We start from the raw sequence: 16,281 nt of genomic DNA, 5'->3' as shown, positions 1-16,281 counted from the left end.
TAGCTCACAAATTAAGATTTCTCCACTACAGCAGAAATGGTAAGTTTTTATACTTTTCAAAAAGGCTTTTACTTTACTACTTTACTTCTAACTAGCACTATTTCTACTCTCCTTGTCCTAGTGAAAATGCTCTTTTTCCATCAAATTCATAAAGATTTTCGGTTTTTATAATTTCGAAGCCTTCGTTATATAATTTTGACTGTAAAGCAATTACTTTTTCAAAATCAATAGGATTATATACTTTATTTCCGTCAATTTTAGCATCAACATCTACAAATCTACACCTCCAGTGGTCTGTACAATACGTTTCTTTCATCCCTTCTGGATATACTTTTACACCTCTATTGGTTATCATCTTTAATTTCATTTTAAAAGATTTGATACTATTTAAAGCATCACCAATTACGCTTGGATTATTACCTTTCCAGTTGATAAAAATATCTACACCTACTAAAACTTGTTTTTCTTCTTTTCTCTTATACTTTGGAATAGTAATTTTTCCATTTCCAGAAGCTAAATTACTTTTGGGTAATTTTTTGGGTAATTTTCCTAAATTATCGATAATTCTATTTGCAAATTCACTTGTAGAAACAATTTCTCTAGTAATAGCTTCTTGATACACATCTGCTGTATGGTAACCTTGCTCTAAAGTTGTTAACCAAGCATTTTTAATAGTATCAGCAATTTTAGTTTTACCAACATGAGAAAGTAACATTATTGCAGCGTTTAAAAGTCCAGATGGATTTGCAATTTTTTGACCAGCAATATCTGGAGCAGAACCATGAATGGCTTCGAACATGGCAACATTAGTACCTATATTTGCAGAACCAGCCATACCTACAGAACCTGCAATTTCAGCTGCGATATCAGAAATAATATCTCCATATAAATTTGACGTTACAATAACATCATAGTTTTCTGGATTTGCGGCTAAACGTGCAGAACCGATATCTATAATTTGAGAATTACTTTCTATTTCTGGATACTCTAATGCAATTTCTTGAAAGACCTTATGAAACAAACCATCTGTAAGCTTCATAATGTTGTCTTTTACCATACAAGTTACTTTTTTACGTCCATAAGCTTTGGCATATTCAAAAGCATATCTCACAATTTTTTCACAACCTGGTCTTGTAATTAATTTTAAACACTGTACTACATCTTGTGTTTGTTGATGCTCAATACCCGCATATAAATCTTCTTCATTTTCTCTAACAATTACTACATCCATTTCTGAAAAATTTGTTTTTACATAAGGTGAATATGCTGTAACTGGTCTTACATTGGCAAATAATCCTAAAGATTTACGTAAGGTTACATTTAAACTTTTGTAGCCTTTACCTTGTGGAGTGGTAATTGGTGCTTTTAAGATTAATTTGTTTTTATTGATAATTTCCCAAGCACTTTTTTCGATACCTGCTGAGTTTCCAGATCTATAAACTTGTTCTCCTACTTCAATTTTTTCTGGTTGTATTTTTGCACCTGCAGCATCTAAAATTCTTAAAGTAGCTTCCATAATTTCTGGCCCTATTCCATCTCCATAAGCCACTGCCACTTTTGTTATTTGATTATCGCTGATTTTTTTAGATTGTTCTTGAGTTTTAATATTTTCCATTGTAATGATCTTTTTAAGTTTACACAAATCTCTAAAATTTAATTCATATATTTTTATTTATGTTTTTTATAGTAAACATAATTTTTTTTAATGTTTAAACTTTTATTTAAGGCATTACGATTATGAAAAAACAATATTTTTACAGAACAATCATCAAAAACAAACAATAATTAGTTTTTTAAAATGAAAAAGAAAATATTACCTCTTCTATTACTTTTGATAGTATTAAAGTCGTGCTCGCCAAAAATTAGAACCCAACTAGCAAATAACAATTATACTCCACTACCTGAAAAAACTAATGTATTTGTTATAGAAATGAATGAAAAAATCCCTGAAGGATCTGATTTTATAGGAGATTTAAAAATTGGTGATTCTGGCTTTTCCACAGATTGTGGGTATACAAAAGTGATAGACGAAGCTAAAAAAACTGCACAAAATTCGGGTGCTAACCTTGTGTATATCACTGAAATTAAAAAACCTAATTTTGGTAGTACCTGCTATAGAATAAAAGCTAAATTATTTAGAAATATAAATGCTGATGTTATAGCTAACTTTACTAAGAAAATGCACTTAAAAAACCAATCAAGACTACCAGCAAATTCAGATTATGCATTGGTGCATTTTTATAGACCTAAAAACTACATGGGGTCATTAATTGGGTACAAAGTAAGAATGAATAATGATAGTATTATTGGTAGGGTAAGGAATGGAGAAAAATTTACACATAAAATTACAAAATTCGGGAGATATGAATTTTGGGGTGTAACAGAATCTAAAACATCTGTTATTTTAAATATTGCAAAAGGGCAAGAATATTTTGTTAGATGTGGTGTAAATTTAGGATTTGTAGTGGGTAAACCTGAAATGTATTTGGTTGAAAACAATTTAGGAATTTCAGAATATGAATCTTTAAAATAATTACTCCTTATAAGTAAAAAAGAGGCTGTTTAAAACGTTGATTGGATGATCATTTTAATTGAAATAGCAAAAATCTATAGTATTAAATTACAGTAAATAATTTTTTCTATAATGATTAAAATAAGATTTTTTTACACATTTTAAGCAGCCTTATTGTTTTAAGCCTGACCTGTCGGTCCAAAATTCATTGGAATTGGTGGTTGTTCGTAATCTTTTATCTCTCCATGCTGTTGTTCAAATTTGCGAACATTATCAGCTAAAGCTTTTGTTAGTCTTTTTGCATGCTGTGGTGTTAATATAATTCTAGATTTTACTTTTGCCTTTGGTACACCAGGCATAATATTGATAAAATCTACAATGAACTCAGACATAGAGTGATTGATAATTGCTAGGTTAGAATAGGTTCCTTCTGCTATTTCTTGATCTAACTCAATATTTAACTGTCCGTCTTTATTTTGATTTTCTTCCATAATTTTAAGGTGTTTTATTGATTTGGATAACCATTGAATTGGATAACGTTGTAAAAGTAAAAAAGTTGAATTGAATACAATAAAGATACTGTAAACAATTCAACTTTTAAATGAAAATTGTATTATGAGAACAAATTAAAAATTGTTATTACAAAAACAAACTGTTTCACTTCGTTCTCAATGGTACTTTATAGAAAGTTAGAAACTTTGTTCTATCTCATCTTTAGGTCCCACAATAATTTTATCATAAGCTCTCATACCTGTACCTGCTGGTATTTTCTTACCAACAATTACATTTTCTTTTAATCCTTCTAGGGTATCTACTTTACCATTTACAGCTGCTTCGTTTAATACTTTTGTAGTTTCTTGGAAAGAAGCTGCAGAAATAAACGATTTTGTTTGTAATGATGCTCTTGTAATACCTTGTAAAACTTGTTCTGCTGTTGCAGGTCTTGCATCTCTAGCTTCTACCAAGTTTTGATCATTTCTTCTTAACAAAGAATTTTCATCTCTTAATCTACGTGCAGAAATAATTTGCCCCGCTTTTAAACTCTCTGAATCTCCAGCATCTTCAACAACCTTCATTCCATAGATTTTATCATTTTCTTCTATAAAATCAGTTTTATGGATCAATTGGTTTTCTAGGAATAAAGTATCTCCAGAATCTATAATTTTCACTTTACGCATCATTTGACGCACAACAACTTCAAAATGCTTATCGTTAATTTTTACACCCTGTAAACGATATACTTCTTGAATTTCGTTTACTAAGTATTGCTGTACTGCAGATGGCCCTTTAATTCTTAAAATATCAGAAGGAGTTGTAGCTCCATCCGATAATGGCATACCCGCTTTGATAAAGTCGTTTTCTTGAACTAAAATCTGGTTAGAAAGTTTTACTAAATACTTTTTAATATCCCCAGTTTTAGACTCAACAATAATTTCTCTATTACCTCGCTTAATTTTCCCAAAAGAAACTACACCATCTATTTCAGATACAACAGATGGATTAGAAGGGTTACGTGCTTCAAATAGTTCTGTTACACGTGGTAAACCTCCTGTAATATCACCTGCTTTACCTGATTTTCTAGGAATTTTCACTAATGTTTTACCACTTTCAACAGCGTCTCCATCATCAACCATTAAATGTGCACCAACAGGTAAACTGTACGAACGTAATGCATTACCATCTTCATCTTCAATAATTAAAGAAGCAATGATTTTTTTATTCTTAGAATCTGTGATAACTTTTTCTTGGAAACCGGTTTGTTCATCAATTTCAACAGAGTAGTTCATACCCTGTGTTAAGTTATCAAACTTAACTTTACCCGCAAATTCAGAAACTATAACACCATTAAATGGATCCCATTGTACAATAACATCTCCTTTTTTGATGGTCTTTCTATCTTTATCAAAAATAATAGAACCATAAGGTATAATATTTGTACTCTGTGTAATTCCGGTTTTATTATCAATAATTTTAATTTCAGCTGTTCTAGAAATTACAATATCAACTTCTTTACCTTCATTATCTTTACCCTTTACAGTACGTAAATCATCTATTGTTACATTACCATCAAATTTAGCAATTAACTTATTTTCTTCGGATATGTTACCTGCAACCCCACCAACGTGGAATGTACGTAATGTTAACTGTGTACCAGGTTCTCCAATAGATTGTGCTGCAATTACACCTACTGCTTCACCAATTTGCACTTTATTACGAGTTGATAAACTTAAACCATAACATTTAGCACAAATTCCTTTAGAAGACTCACAAGTTAAAGCCGATCTTACTTCTACGCTATCAATACCAGATTTTTCTACTGCTTCTGCTAATTGTGATGTGATAGATTGATTTGCTTTAACAATAACTTCTTCTGTTATTGGATGGTATACATCTTGTAAAGAAATACGACCTTCTATTCTGTCTGCAATAGACTCAACTATTTCGTCGTTTTTCTTTAAAGGAGTTACCTCTAATCCTCTTAATGTACCACAATCTTCTTCTGTAATGATAACATCTTGAGATACATCTACCAATCTACGTGTTAAGTAACCAGCATCTGCCGTTTTTAAAGCGGTATCTGCTAAACCTTTACGCGCACCGTGAGTTGAGATAAAGTATTCTAAAATTGATAAACCTTCTTTAAAGTTAGAAAGAATCGGGTTTTCAATAATTTCTCCACCACCTGCTGTAGATTTTTTAGGCTTTGCCATTAATCCACGCATACCTGTTAACTGACGAATTTGCTCTTTAGAACCCCTTGCACCAGAATCTAGCATCATGTATACTGAGTTAAAACCTTGTTGATCTTCACGCAAACGTTTCATAGATAACTCAGTTAATCTGTTGTTGGTAGAACCCCAAACATCAATTACCTGATTGTAACGCTCTTTTTGCGTTAACATACCCATATTATAGTTCCCTACAATCATGTCCACTTCTTTATTAGCTTCATCGATCATAGATTGCTTTTCTGCTGGGATAATAATATCTCCTAATGAGAAAGATAAACCACCTTGGAAGGCAAATTTATATCCCATGTTTTTTATCTCATCTAAGAATGCACCCGTTGTTGGTATATCAGTAGCTTTTAAAATACCACCAATAATTCCACGTAAGTTTTTCTTAGTTAATACTTCATTAATATAACCAGCAGCAGCAGGAACTTTTTCGTTAAATAAAACTCTACCTACAGTAGTTTTAATGATTTTAGTTACTTGATCACCATTTTCATCTAAATCTTGAGTTCTTACTTTAATACCTGCATTTAAGTCAACTTTTTCTTCGTTAAAAGCAATAGTTACTTCTTCTGGTGAATAGAAAGTTAATCCTTCTCCTTTAATAGGAACTTCTGGAGTAGAAATTCTTTCTTTGGTCATGTAGTATAAACCAAGTACCATATCCTGAGAAGGTACAGTTACTGGAGCACCATTTGCAGGATTTAAGATATTGTGAGAAGCTAACATTAATAATTGCGCTTCTAAAATAGCCTCTGGCCCTAATGGTAAGTGAACCGCCATTTGATCTCCATCAAAATCGGCATTAAATGCAGAACATGCTAATGGGTGTAATTGAATTGCTTTTCCTTCAATTAATTTTGGTTGAAAAGCTTGGATACCTAACCTGTGTAGAGTAGGAGCCCTATTTAATAAAACTGGGTGCCCTTTAATTACATTTTCTAAAATATCCCAAACAACTGGTTCTTTTCTGTCTATAATTTTCTTTGCAGATTTTACAGTTTTTACAATTCCTCTTTCAATTAATTTTCTAATTACAAAAGGCTTGTAAAGTTCTGCTGCCATATCTTTTGGCAATCCACATTCAGACAATTTCATTTCTGGTCCAACTACAATTACAGAACGTGCTGAATAATCTACACGTTTACCTAGTAAGTTTTGACGGAAACGTCCTTGTTTACCTTTTAACGAATCTGATAAAGATTTTAATGGTCTGTTAGATTCAGTTTTTACTGCTGATGATTTACGTGTGTTATCAAATAATGAATCTACTGATTCTTGTAACATACGTTTTTCATTACGTAAAATGACTTCTGGAGCTTTTATTTCAACCAATCTTTTTAAACGATTGTTTCTGATAATAACTCTTCTATATAAATCATTTAAATCTGAAGTTGCAAAACGACCACCATCTAAAGGAACTAGAGGACGTAATTCTGGTGGAATTACCGGAATTGCCTTCATAATCATCCACTCAGGATTGTTTTCTCTATTTTTTTGAGAATCTTTAAATGCTTCAACTACATTTAAACGTTTTAATGCTTCAGTTTTACGTTGTTTAGACGTTTCTGTGTTGGCTTTGTGTCTTAATTCAAAAGATAACGAATCTAAATCGATACGCGCTAATAAATCAATTAAACACTCAGCACCCATTTTAGCGATAAACTTATTTGGGTCTGTATCTTCTAAATATTGATTGTCTTGTGGTAATTCATCCACAATATCCAAGTATTCTTCTTCTGTTAAGAAATCCATTTTTTGTAACGGCTCTCCTTCTGGATTTTTTGCAATACCTGGTTGAATTACTACGTATCTTTCGTAGTAAATAATCATATCTAACTTTTTAGAAGGTAAACCTAAAAGGTATCCCATTTTGTTAGGTAATGATCTAAAATACCAAATATGAGCTACAGGCACCACCAAGTTGATGTGCCCTACTCTATCTCTACGTACTTTTTTTTCTGTTACTTCTACACCACATCTATCACAAACAATACCCTTGTAACGTATTCTTTTGTACTTACCACAAGCACATTCATAATCCTTTACAGGACCAAAAATTCGCTCACAAAATAAACCATCTCTTTCTGGTTTGTGAGTACGATAATTAATAGTTTCAGGTTTTAAAACTTCGCCTCTAGAAACTTCTAAAATAGCCTCTGGTGATGATAAACCAATTGAGATTTTATTAAACTTTTTTACAGTGTACTTCTCTTGTTTTCTTGCCATGTCTTTTTATAGTCTTCAGTCTTCAGTTGGCAGCCTTCAGTTTGCAATACTTCGTAAAGTTAACTGCAAACTGCAGACTGCTTTACTGCCCACTATTAAAATATTATTCTTCTAATCTAACGTCTAAACCTAAACCTTTCAGTTCGTGCATTAATACGTTAAACGATTCTGGTAAACCTGGTTCTGGCATTGCTTCACCTTTAACAATACTTTCGTATGTTTTGGCTCTACCCATTACATCATCAGATTTTACAGTTAAGATTTCTCTTAAAATGCTTGATGCTCCATAAGCCTCAAGTGCCCAAACTTCCATTTCTCCAAAACGCTGACCTCCAAATTGTGCTTTACCTCCTAAAGGTTGTTGTGTAATTAAAGAGTATGGTCCAATAGAACGCGCGTGCATTTTATCTTCGATCATGTGTCCTAACTTAATCATATAGATGATACCAACTGTTGCTGGTTGATCGAAACGTTTTCCTGTTCCACCATCATATAAATAAGTATGTCCAAATCTTGGTACACCCGCTGAATCTGTAATTGCATTAATTTGGTCTAAAGATGCACCATCAAAAATTGGTGTAGCATATTTAGTATCTAATTTTTGACCTGCCCAACCAAGAACAGTTTCATAAATCTGACCAATGTTCATACGAGAAGGTACACCTAATGGATTTAATACGATATCTACTGGAGTTCCGTCTTCTAAGAAAGGCATATCTTCTGCTCTTACAATACGAGCTACAATACCTTTATTTCCATGACGACCTGCCATTTTATCACCTACTTTTAACTTACGTTTTTTGGCAATATAAACTTTGGCTAATTTTAAAATTCCTGCAGGTAATTCATCTCCTACTGAAATTGTAAATTTTTGACGACGTAAATTACCTTGTAAGTCATTTACTTTAATTTTATAGTTGTGTACTAATTCACCAACTAAATTATTTAAGTCGCTATCTGTTGTCCAAGACCCTGTTAAGTGAACATAATCATCAACAGAGTTTAACATTTTTAAAGTGTATTTTTTACCTTTTGGTAAAACTTCTTCACCTAAATCGTTATAAACTCCTTGAGAAGTTTTTCCACTAATTAAAGTGAATAATTTCTCTATTAATTCGTCTTTTAAGCTTTCGAATTTAGAAACAAAAGATTGCTCTAAAGTAGCTACAGCTTCTTTATCTCTTAATCTCTTATTTTTATCTTTTACGGCTCTTCTAAATAATTTTTTATCAATTACTACACCTCTTAATGATGGAGAAGCTTTTAATGATGCGTCTTTTACATCACCTGCTTTATCACCAAAAATGGCACGTAATAATTTTTCTTCTGGAGTTGGATCAGATTCTCCTTTTGGTGTAATTTTACCAATTAAGATATCACCAGGATTTACTTCTGCTCCAATTCTAATCATTCCATTTTCATCTAAATCTTTGGTAGCTTCTTCAGAAACGTTAGGAATATCGTTAGTTAACTCTTCAGTTCCTAATTTTGTATCTCTTACGTCTAAAGAATACTCATCAATATGAATAGATGTAAAAATATCTTCGCGAACTACTTTTTCAGAAATTACAATTGCATCCTCAAAGTTATACCCTTTCCAAGGCATAAAGGCTACTTTCATATTTCTACCTAAAGCTAATTCTCCTTTTTGTGTTGCATACCCTTCACAAAGTACTTGTCCTTCTTCTACTCTATCACCTTTTTCTACAATAGGTTTTAGATTGATAGATGTACCTTGGTTGGTTTTTCTAAATTTAATTAAGTTATAAGATGTTTCATCAGAATCAAAACTTACCATTTTTTCTTCTTCTGTTCTATCGTACTTAATTGTAATTTTATTAGCATCTACATAAGTTACTACTCCTGCTCCTTCTGCATTGATTAAGATTCTAGAATCTTTTGCAACTCTACGTTCTAAACCAGTACCTACAATTGGAGATTCTGGACGTAATAAAGGAACTGCTTGACGCATCATATTCGATCCCATTAATGCACGGTTGGCATCATCATGTTCTAAGAAAGGAATTAAGGATGCAGAAATAGAAGCTATTTGATTTGGAGCAACATCCATATAATCAATTGCATCTGGGCTAACCACAGGGAAATCGCCTTCTTCACGAGCAATAACTCTATCTGTTACAAAACTACCATCTTCATTTAATTCTAAGTTAGATTGGGCAAATTTCATACCTTCCTCTTCTTCAGCACTTAAATAAGTTGGTTCGTCTTTTGCTACAATTCCGTTATCAACTTTTCTATAAGGAGTTTCTATAAATCCTAAGTTATTCACTTTTGCAAAAACAGAAAGTGAAGAGATTAGACCAATATTAGGTCCTTCAGGAGTTTCAATAGGACATAAACGGCCATAGTGAGTATAGTGAACATCACGTACCTCGAAACCTGCTCTTTCTCTAGATAAACCACCTGGCCCAAGTGCAGATAATCTACGCTTATGTGTAATCTCTGCTAATGGATTGGTTTGATCCATAAACTGAGATAATTGGTTGGTACCAAAGAAAGAATTGATTACAGATGATAATGTTTTTGCATTAATCAAATCTATTGGAGTAAATACCTCATTGTCACGTACATTCATACGCTCACGAATAGTTCTAGCCATACGTGCTAAACCAACACCAAACTGACCTGCTAGTTGTTCACCAACAGTTCTTACACGTCTATTAGATAAGTGATCGATATCATCAACTTCTGCTTTAGAATTGATTAACTCAATTAAATATTTAATAATAGTTATAATATCTAACTTTGTTAAGACTTTTTGATCCATATCAACGTCTAACTGAAGTTTGGTGTTCATTCTAAAACGTCCAACTTCTCCTAAATTATAACGTTGCTCTGAGAAGAATAACTTATCTATAATTCCTCTTGCAGTTTCCTCATCTGGTGGTTCTGCATTACGTAATTGTCTATAAATATGTTCTACCGCTTCTTTTTCTGAGTTAGTAGGATCTTTTTGTAATGTATTGTGAATAATAGCATAATCTGCCATTTCATTATCTTCTTTATGAAGTAAAATGGTTTTAGTACCTGCTTCTATTATTTCATCAATATGTTCTTTATCTAAAACTGTATCTCTATCTAAAACAATTTCATTTCTTTCAATAGAAACTACTTCTCCAGTATCTTCATCTACAAAGTCCTCAAACCAAGTTTTTAATACTCTTGCAGCAAGTTTTCTACCTAATACTTTTTTTAATCCTGCTTTAGAAACTTTTACTTCTTCTGCTAAATCAAAAATTTCTAAAATATCTTTATCTCTTTCAAAACCAATGGCTCTGAATAAAGTAGTTACAGGTAATTTTTTCTTTCTATCAATATAAGCATACATTACTTGATTGATATCTGTGGCAAATTCTATCCATGAGCCTTTGAAAGGAATTACTCTTGCTGAATACAATTTTGTACCATTTGCGTGGAAAGATTGTCCAAAAAATACACCAGGTGATCTGTGTAATTGAGAAACTACCACACGTTCTGCACCATTGATTACAAAGGTTCCAGAATTTGTCATATAAGGAATTGTACCAAGATATACATCTTGTACAATAGTTTCGAAATCTTCGTGTTCTGGATCAGTACAATACAGTTTAAGACGTGCTTTTAAAGGCACACTGTGTGTAAGACCTCTTTCGATACATTCTTGAATTGAATATCTAGGTGGATCTACAAAGTAGTCTAAAAATTCTAATACAAACTGATTTCTTGTATCTGTAATAGGAAAGTTATCCATGAAGGTTTTGTACAAACCTTCTTCGCCTCTTTCTTCTGCCTTAGTCTGAAGTTGGAAAAAATCTTGGAAAGATTTTACCTGAATATCCAAAAAATCAGGATATTCTTTAATCATTTGAGAAGTTGCGAAGTTGATTCTTTCAGTAGTGTTTTTCGTTGCCAAAAGAGAATATTTTTTTGATTAAAATCTTGAATTAAAATAAAGAACGAATATATACACAAAATGGTTTAGGCCTAAGAATTAAAACTCTTAGTACCTAAACCTAAATTTGTTTTCTCGATTTCGGAATCTTATCCAATAACCGAGAAGTAAAAGCTTACTTAAGCTCTACCTCAGCTCCTGCTTCTTCTAAAGATTTTTTAAGACCTTCTGCCTCATCTTTAGAAACACCTTCTTTGATTGGTGCTGGTGCACTATCAACGATACCTTTAGCATCTTTTAATCCTAAACCAGTTAATTCTTTAACTAATTTTACAACCGCTAATTTAGAACCTCCTGCTGCTTTTAAGATTACATCAAATTCTGTCTGCTCTTCTGCTGCCTCTTCACCACCTGCTGCTGGACCTGCTACTGCTACTGCAGCTGCTGCTGGCTCAATTCCGTATTCGTCTTTTAAGATAGTAGCTAATTCATTAACTTCTTTTACAGTTAAGTTAACTAATTGTTCTGCGAAATCTTTTAATTCTGCCATTTTAATTGTTTTTTAAAATTTTTGTTTTATAATAGTTTATTTGTGCGCTTATTCTTTTTCAGATAAAGTTTTAATAATACCTGAAAGTGTTTGTCCACCTGATTGTAATGCTGAAATAACATTCTTAGCTGGTGATTGTAATAATCCAACGATTTCTCCAATCAATTCTTCTCTAGATTTGATATCTACAAGAGCGTCTAACTGATCATCTCCAATATATACAGACTCTTCTGCAAAAGCACCTTTTAAAATTGGTCTGTCTTTTACTTTTTTTCTGAATTCTTTGATTAATTTAGCTGGAGCATTTGCTGCTTCAGAAATCATCATAGATGTATTACCTTTTAATACTGATGGTAAATCTCCGAAATCTTTATCCGAAGCTTCCATTGCTTTTTCTAATAAGGTATTCTTAACAACAGATAACTGAATTCCGGCTTTAAAACAAGCTCTTCTTAAATTAGATGTTGTCTTTGCGTCTAATCCTGAAATATCTGCTAAATATACTGTATTGGTATCTGCTAATACTGCTGTTAAATCTTCTATTACTTGTGATTTGTCTTCTCTGGTCATAATTTTAAGTTTTAACGTATTAAACAGTTTTAACTTCAACAGGAATACTAGGACTCATTGTGCTTGACATAAAGATACTCTTTACATAAGTTCCTTTAGCTGTTGTAGGTTTCAATTTAATAATTGTTTGTATTAACTCGTTTGCATTATCTTCAATTTTTTGAGCATCGAAAGACACCTTACCAATTGCTGCATGAACAATACCAGTTTTATCAACCTTAAAGTCTATTTTACCAGCTTTTACATCTTGAACCGCTTTGGAGACATCCATTGTTACTGTACCTGTTTTTGGATTTGGCATTAAACCTCTAGGACCTAAAATTCTACCTAAAGGACCTAATTTACCCATAACACTTGGCATAGTGATAATTACATCTACATCTGTCCAACCTCCTTTAATTTTTTGAAGATACTCGTCTAAACCTACATAATCAGCTCCAGCTGCTTTAGCTTCTGCTTCTTTATCTGGTGTAACTAATGCTAAAACTTTTACATCTTTACCTGTACCATGAGGTAATGTTACTACCCCTCTAACCATTTGGTTTGCCTTACGTGGATCTACACCCAAACGTATTGCGATATCTACTGATGCATCAAACTTTACATTAGTAATATCTTTGACTAGCGCTGAAGCTGCTGCTAAATCATAAGATTGAGTTTTATCAACCTTAGCATGCGCTTCTTTTTGCTTTTTTGTTAATTTTGCCATCTAACTACTTTTTTATAAAGTTTATGCTGGTGCATCACCTTTTACTGTTAAACCCATAGAACGTGCTGTACCTGCAATCATTCTCATTGCCGAAGATACTTCAAAAGCATTTAAATCTGCCATTTTATCTTCTGCAATCACCTTAATTTGATCCCATGTAACTGATGCTACTTTCTTTCTATTTGGTTCTCCTGAACCTTTTTTAATTTTGGCTGCTTCTAGTAACTGAACTGCTGCAGGAGGAGTTTTTATAACAAAATCAAACGATTTGTCTTTGAAAACAGTTATGACAACAGGCAATACCTTACCTTGTTTATCTTGTGTTCTTGCATTGAACTGTTTACAAAACTCCATAATGTTAACACCAGCAGCTCCTAAAGCAGGTCCAACCGGCGGCGATGGATTCGCTGCGCCTCCCTTAACTTGTAATTTAACTACTTTACTAACTTCTTTTGCCATTATAAAATGTTTAGTGATTTGTTTTATTGTTGGAAGCTCAAAAACAAATCGTTATATACTTGTGTAACAATTATATTAAATTTTTTCTACTTGCATGTAGCTCAATTCCAATGGAGTTTTTCTTCCAAAGATCTTAACCATCACCTCAAGTTTACGCTTTTCTTCATTAACTTTTTCAATAGTACCATCAAATCCGTTAAATGGACCATCAACAACCTTTACTGTTTCGCCAGTATTAAATGGAATTGCTATATTTTCATCTTGAACAGAAAGCTCATCTACTTTACCTAACATTCGATTTACCTCAGACTTTCTCATTGGAACCGGATCTCCCCCCTTAGTTTCACCAAGAAAACCGATAACACCAGTAATGGATTTGATTACGTGAGGAACTTCACCTGAAAGGTTAGCCTCTACCATAATATACCCTGGAAAATATACTCTTTCTCTATTAACTTTTTTTCCGTTTCTTATCTGAACTACTTTTTCTGTAGGTACTATCACTTGACTTACATAATCTGACAGCCCCACTCTGTTGATTTCTGTTTCAATATAAGATTTAACTTTATTTTCTTGTCCTCCAATGGCTCTTACAACATACCATTTCATTACTGAATCAGCCATAATTTAATTCTTAAAATAATTTGAAAAAGTTATCTAATCCAGTTTGGAATACATAATCAATACCAGCTACCGCTAAAGCGAATATAATAGTAAAAACCGCCACAGTAACTGTTGTTTTCTGAGCGTCTTCTTTAGATATCCACGTTACGTGATTGCTTAATTCCTCAAAAGAATCTTTGATGTATTGTATGAAGTTCATCTTACTTATTTTATTTGCACGGGTTGAGAGGCTCGAACTCCCGACAACTGGTTTTGGAGACCAGTGCTCTACCAACTGAGCTAAACCCGTTTATATTTATTGATAAAGGCGTCACGCCTAAAGCGTGACACCCTTTTTAAATATTATTTATAAAACTAATAAAAATATTAGTCTAATAATTCAGTTACCTGACCTGCACCAACTGTTCTACCACCTTCACGGATTGCAAAACGTAAACCTACATTCAATGCAATTGGCTGAATTAAGTCAACAGTTATTGTTAAGTTATCACCAGGCATTACCATTTCTACACCTTCTGGTAAATTAATAGTACCTGTAACATCAGTTGTTCTTACATAAAACTGAGGACGGTAATTGTTATGGAATGGAGTGTGACGACCACCTTCTTCTTTTTTAAGAACATATACTTCTGCCTTAAATTTAGCGTGTGGAGTTACTGAACCTGGCTTACAAATTACCATACCTCTTTTAATATCTTCCTTAGCTATACCTCTTAACAAAATACCTGCATTGTCTCCAGCTTCACCTCTATCTAATATTTGACGGAACATCTCGATTCCTGTAATGGTAGAAGATAATTTCTCAGCTCCCATACCAATGATATCTACTGAATCACCTGTATTAGCTATTCCAGTTTCAATACGCCCTGTAGCTACAGTTCCACGACCAGTAATAGAAAATACATCTTCAATAGGCATTAAGAAATCTTTATCAACTTCACGAGTTGGCTCTTCAATCCAGTTATCAACAGCTTCCATTAATTCTAAAACTGTATCAACCCATTTTTGCTCACCATTTAAAGCACCCAAAGCAGAACCAGATACTACTGGCCCTTCATCACCATCATATTCATAGAAAGACAACAACTCTCTAACCTCCATATCAACCAACTCTAAAAGCTCCTCATCATCAACCATATCCACTTTGTTTAAGAAAACAACAATACGTGGAATACCTACCTGACGACCTAATAAAATGTGCTCTCTAGTCTGTGGCATTGGTCCATCAGTAGCAGCAACAACTAAAATAGCACCATCCATTTGAGCAGCACCTGTAACCATGTTCTTTACATAATCCGCGTGACCTGGACAGTCAACGTGAGCATAGTGACGATTAGCAGTCTGATACTCTACGTGAGAAGTATTAATTGTAATACCTCTTTCTTTTTCTTCTGGTGCATTATCAATCTGATCAAAAGATCTAGCTTCAGAGAATCCTGCATCAGCTAATACTTTAGTAATAGCCGCAGTTAAAGTTGTTTTACCGTGATCTACGTGTCCGATTGTACCAATATTTAAGTGTGGTTTCGAACGGTCAAAAGTTCCTTTTGCCATAATTATTGATTTTAATTCTTTAGTTTAAATATATTTAGTGTCTAATAATACAAATTATTATGAGCCAATGACGGGATTTGAACCCGTGACCTCATCCCTACCAAGGATGCGCTCTACCAACTGAGCTACACCGGCTTTGTTGGATTCTTTTGAGCGAAAGACCGGGTTCGAACCGGCGACATTCAGCTTGGAAGGCTGACGCTCTACCAACTGAGCTACTTTCGCATTCTTAAAAAAAGTTTTTGTGGGAGTGGTTGGACTCGAACCAACGATGTCTCACGACGACAGAGTTACAGTCTGCTGCAATAGCCACTATGCGACACTCCCAAAACTTTTATTTTAATGAACTTAAATTGTTTTTTCGAGCCGATGGAGGGACTCGAACCCACGACCTGCTGATTACAAATCAGCTGCTCTAGCCAGCTGAGCTACATCGGCTTTTTGTTT

12 protein-coding genes and 5 tRNA genes are annotated in these 16,281 nt (G+C 33.2%); 1 reads left to right on the top strand and 16 read right to left on the bottom strand.

The window, feature by feature from the left end; all coding sequences use genetic code 11:
- Nucleotides 1-103: 103 nt before the first annotated feature.
- A complete protein-coding gene (locus ACW9UN_RS02195; protein WP_459483466.1) occupies nucleotides 104-1,615 on the bottom strand; it encodes an NADP-dependent isocitrate dehydrogenase in 1,512 nt (503 codons plus the stop codon).
- A 183-nt stretch (nucleotides 1,616-1,798) separates the two neighbouring features.
- On the opposite strand from ACW9UN_RS02195, the gene ACW9UN_RS02190 reads away from it, so the two are divergent.
- Nucleotides 1,799-2,533 (top strand): hypothetical protein, encoded by a 735-nt coding sequence (locus ACW9UN_RS02190; RefSeq protein ID WP_459483464.1) that lies wholly within the window; start codon nucleotides 1,799-1,801, stop codon nucleotides 2,531-2,533.
- A 158-nt stretch (nucleotides 2,534-2,691) separates the two neighbouring features.
- On the opposite strand, the gene ACW9UN_RS02185 is transcribed toward ACW9UN_RS02190, so the two are convergent.
- The 15 genes from ACW9UN_RS02185 to ACW9UN_RS02115 all read right to left on the bottom strand — a co-directional run bounded on the left by ACW9UN_RS02185 (nucleotide 2,692) and on the right by ACW9UN_RS02115 (nucleotide 16,272).
- The gene (locus ACW9UN_RS02185; RefSeq protein WP_439132563.1) at nucleotides 2,692-3,003 is read right to left on the bottom strand and encodes a DUF3467 domain-containing protein; all 312 of its coding nucleotides are present in this window, start codon (nucleotides 3,001-3,003) and stop codon (nucleotides 2,692-2,694) included.
- A 198-nt stretch (nucleotides 3,004-3,201) separates the two neighbouring features.
- On the bottom strand, nucleotides 3,202-7,476 hold the full coding sequence (gene rpoC / locus ACW9UN_RS02180; RefSeq protein ID WP_459483462.1) for a DNA-directed RNA polymerase subunit beta': 4,275 nt from the start codon (nucleotides 7,474-7,476) through the stop codon (nucleotides 3,202-3,204).
- A 103-nt stretch (nucleotides 7,477-7,579) separates the two neighbouring features.
- The gene (gene rpoB / locus ACW9UN_RS02175; RefSeq protein ID WP_459483460.1) at nucleotides 7,580-11,389 is read right to left on the bottom strand and encodes a DNA-directed RNA polymerase subunit beta; all 3,810 of its coding nucleotides are present in this window, start codon (nucleotides 11,387-11,389) and stop codon (nucleotides 7,580-7,582) included.
- A 154-nt stretch (nucleotides 11,390-11,543) separates the two neighbouring features.
- Complete coding sequence (gene rplL / locus ACW9UN_RS02170) at nucleotides 11,544-11,918, bottom strand: 50S ribosomal protein L7/L12 (protein ID WP_459483458.1); 375 nt, start codon at nucleotides 11,916-11,918, stop codon at nucleotides 11,544-11,546.
- A gap of 48 nt (nucleotides 11,919-11,966) precedes the next feature.
- Complete coding sequence (rplJ, locus tag ACW9UN_RS02165; protein ID WP_459483457.1) at nucleotides 11,967-12,488, bottom strand: 50S ribosomal protein L10; 522 nt, start codon at nucleotides 12,486-12,488, stop codon at nucleotides 11,967-11,969.
- 19 nt (nucleotides 12,489-12,507) lie between these two features.
- The gene (gene rplA / locus ACW9UN_RS02160; protein WP_459483456.1) at nucleotides 12,508-13,197 is read right to left on the bottom strand and encodes a 50S ribosomal protein L1; all 690 of its coding nucleotides are present in this window, start codon (nucleotides 13,195-13,197) and stop codon (nucleotides 12,508-12,510) included.
- Between the two features lie 21 nt (nucleotides 13,198-13,218).
- A complete protein-coding gene (gene rplK, locus ACW9UN_RS02155) occupies nucleotides 13,219-13,656 on the bottom strand; it encodes a 50S ribosomal protein L11 (protein ID WP_459483454.1) in 438 nt (145 codons plus the stop codon).
- 75 nt (nucleotides 13,657-13,731) lie between these two features.
- On the bottom strand, nucleotides 13,732-14,280 hold the full coding sequence (nusG, locus tag ACW9UN_RS02150; protein WP_459483453.1) for a transcription termination/antitermination protein NusG: 549 nt from the start codon (nucleotides 14,278-14,280) through the stop codon (nucleotides 13,732-13,734).
- Between the two features lie 10 nt (nucleotides 14,281-14,290).
- Nucleotides 14,291-14,479 carry a preprotein translocase subunit SecE gene (gene secE, locus ACW9UN_RS02145; protein WP_459483452.1) on the bottom strand — a complete coding sequence of 63 codons (189 nt, stop codon included), beginning with the start codon at nucleotides 14,477-14,479 and terminating at the stop codon, nucleotides 14,291-14,293.
- 17 nt (nucleotides 14,480-14,496) lie between these two features.
- A tRNA-Trp gene (locus tag ACW9UN_RS02140) sits at nucleotides 14,497-14,569 on the bottom strand.
- Nucleotides 14,570-14,646: 77 nt separating this feature from the next.
- Complete coding sequence (gene tuf, locus ACW9UN_RS02135) at nucleotides 14,647-15,834, bottom strand: elongation factor Tu (protein WP_459483450.1); 1,188 nt, start codon at nucleotides 15,832-15,834, stop codon at nucleotides 14,647-14,649.
- Nucleotides 15,835-15,896: 62 nt separating this feature from the next.
- Nucleotides 15,897-15,969: transfer RNA gene (locus ACW9UN_RS02130), tRNA-Thr, on the bottom strand.
- A gap of 17 nt (nucleotides 15,970-15,986) precedes the next feature.
- A tRNA-Gly gene (locus ACW9UN_RS02125) sits at nucleotides 15,987-16,059 on the bottom strand.
- Between the two features lie 20 nt (nucleotides 16,060-16,079).
- Nucleotides 16,080-16,161 (bottom strand) — tRNA-Tyr (locus tag ACW9UN_RS02120).
- A 37-nt stretch (nucleotides 16,162-16,198) separates the two neighbouring features.
- A tRNA-Thr gene (locus tag ACW9UN_RS02115) sits at nucleotides 16,199-16,272 on the bottom strand.
- Nucleotides 16,273-16,281: the final 9 nt, after the last annotated feature.

This window comes from Polaribacter litoreus (assembly GCF_054584775.1).
The sequence above is the reverse complement of the archived record's forward strand: the minus strand, read 5'-3'. Positions and strand labels throughout refer to the sequence as shown.

Excerpts from the sequence above, each read along its gene's own strand:
- ACW9UN_RS02195 (WP_459483466.1), bottom strand. The coding sequence starts at position 1,615 with ATGGAAAATATTAAAACTCAAGAACAATCTAAAAAAATCAGCGATAAT.
- ACW9UN_RS02190 (WP_459483464.1), top strand. The coding sequence starts at position 1,799 with ATGAAAAAGAAAATATTACCTCTTCTATTACTTTTGATAGTATTAAAG.
- ACW9UN_RS02185 (WP_439132563.1), bottom strand. The coding sequence starts at position 3,003 with ATGGAAGAAAATCAAAATAAAGACGGACAGTTAAATATTGAGTTAGAT.
- rpoC (WP_459483462.1), bottom strand. The coding sequence starts at position 7,476 with ATGGCAAGAAAACAAGAGAAGTACACTGTAAAAAAGTTTAATAAAATC.
- rplL (WP_459483458.1), bottom strand. The coding sequence starts at position 11,918 with ATGGCAGAATTAAAAGATTTCGCAGAACAATTAGTTAACTTAACTGTA.
- rplJ (WP_459483457.1), bottom strand. The coding sequence starts at position 12,488 with ATGACCAGAGAAGACAAATCACAAGTAATAGAAGATTTAACAGCAGTA.
- rplA (WP_459483456.1), bottom strand. The coding sequence starts at position 13,197 with ATGGCAAAATTAACAAAAAAGCAAAAAGAAGCGCATGCTAAGGTTGAT.
- rplK (WP_459483454.1), bottom strand. The coding sequence starts at position 13,656 with ATGGCAAAAGAAGTTAGTAAAGTAGTTAAATTACAAGTTAAGGGAGGC.
- nusG (WP_459483453.1), bottom strand. The coding sequence starts at position 14,280 with ATGGCTGATTCAGTAATGAAATGGTATGTTGTAAGAGCCATTGGAGGA.
- secE (WP_459483452.1), bottom strand. The coding sequence starts at position 14,479 with ATGAACTTCATACAATACATCAAAGATTCTTTTGAGGAATTAAGCAAT.
- tuf (WP_459483450.1), bottom strand. The coding sequence starts at position 15,834 with ATGGCAAAAGGAACTTTTGACCGTTCGAAACCACACTTAAATATTGGT.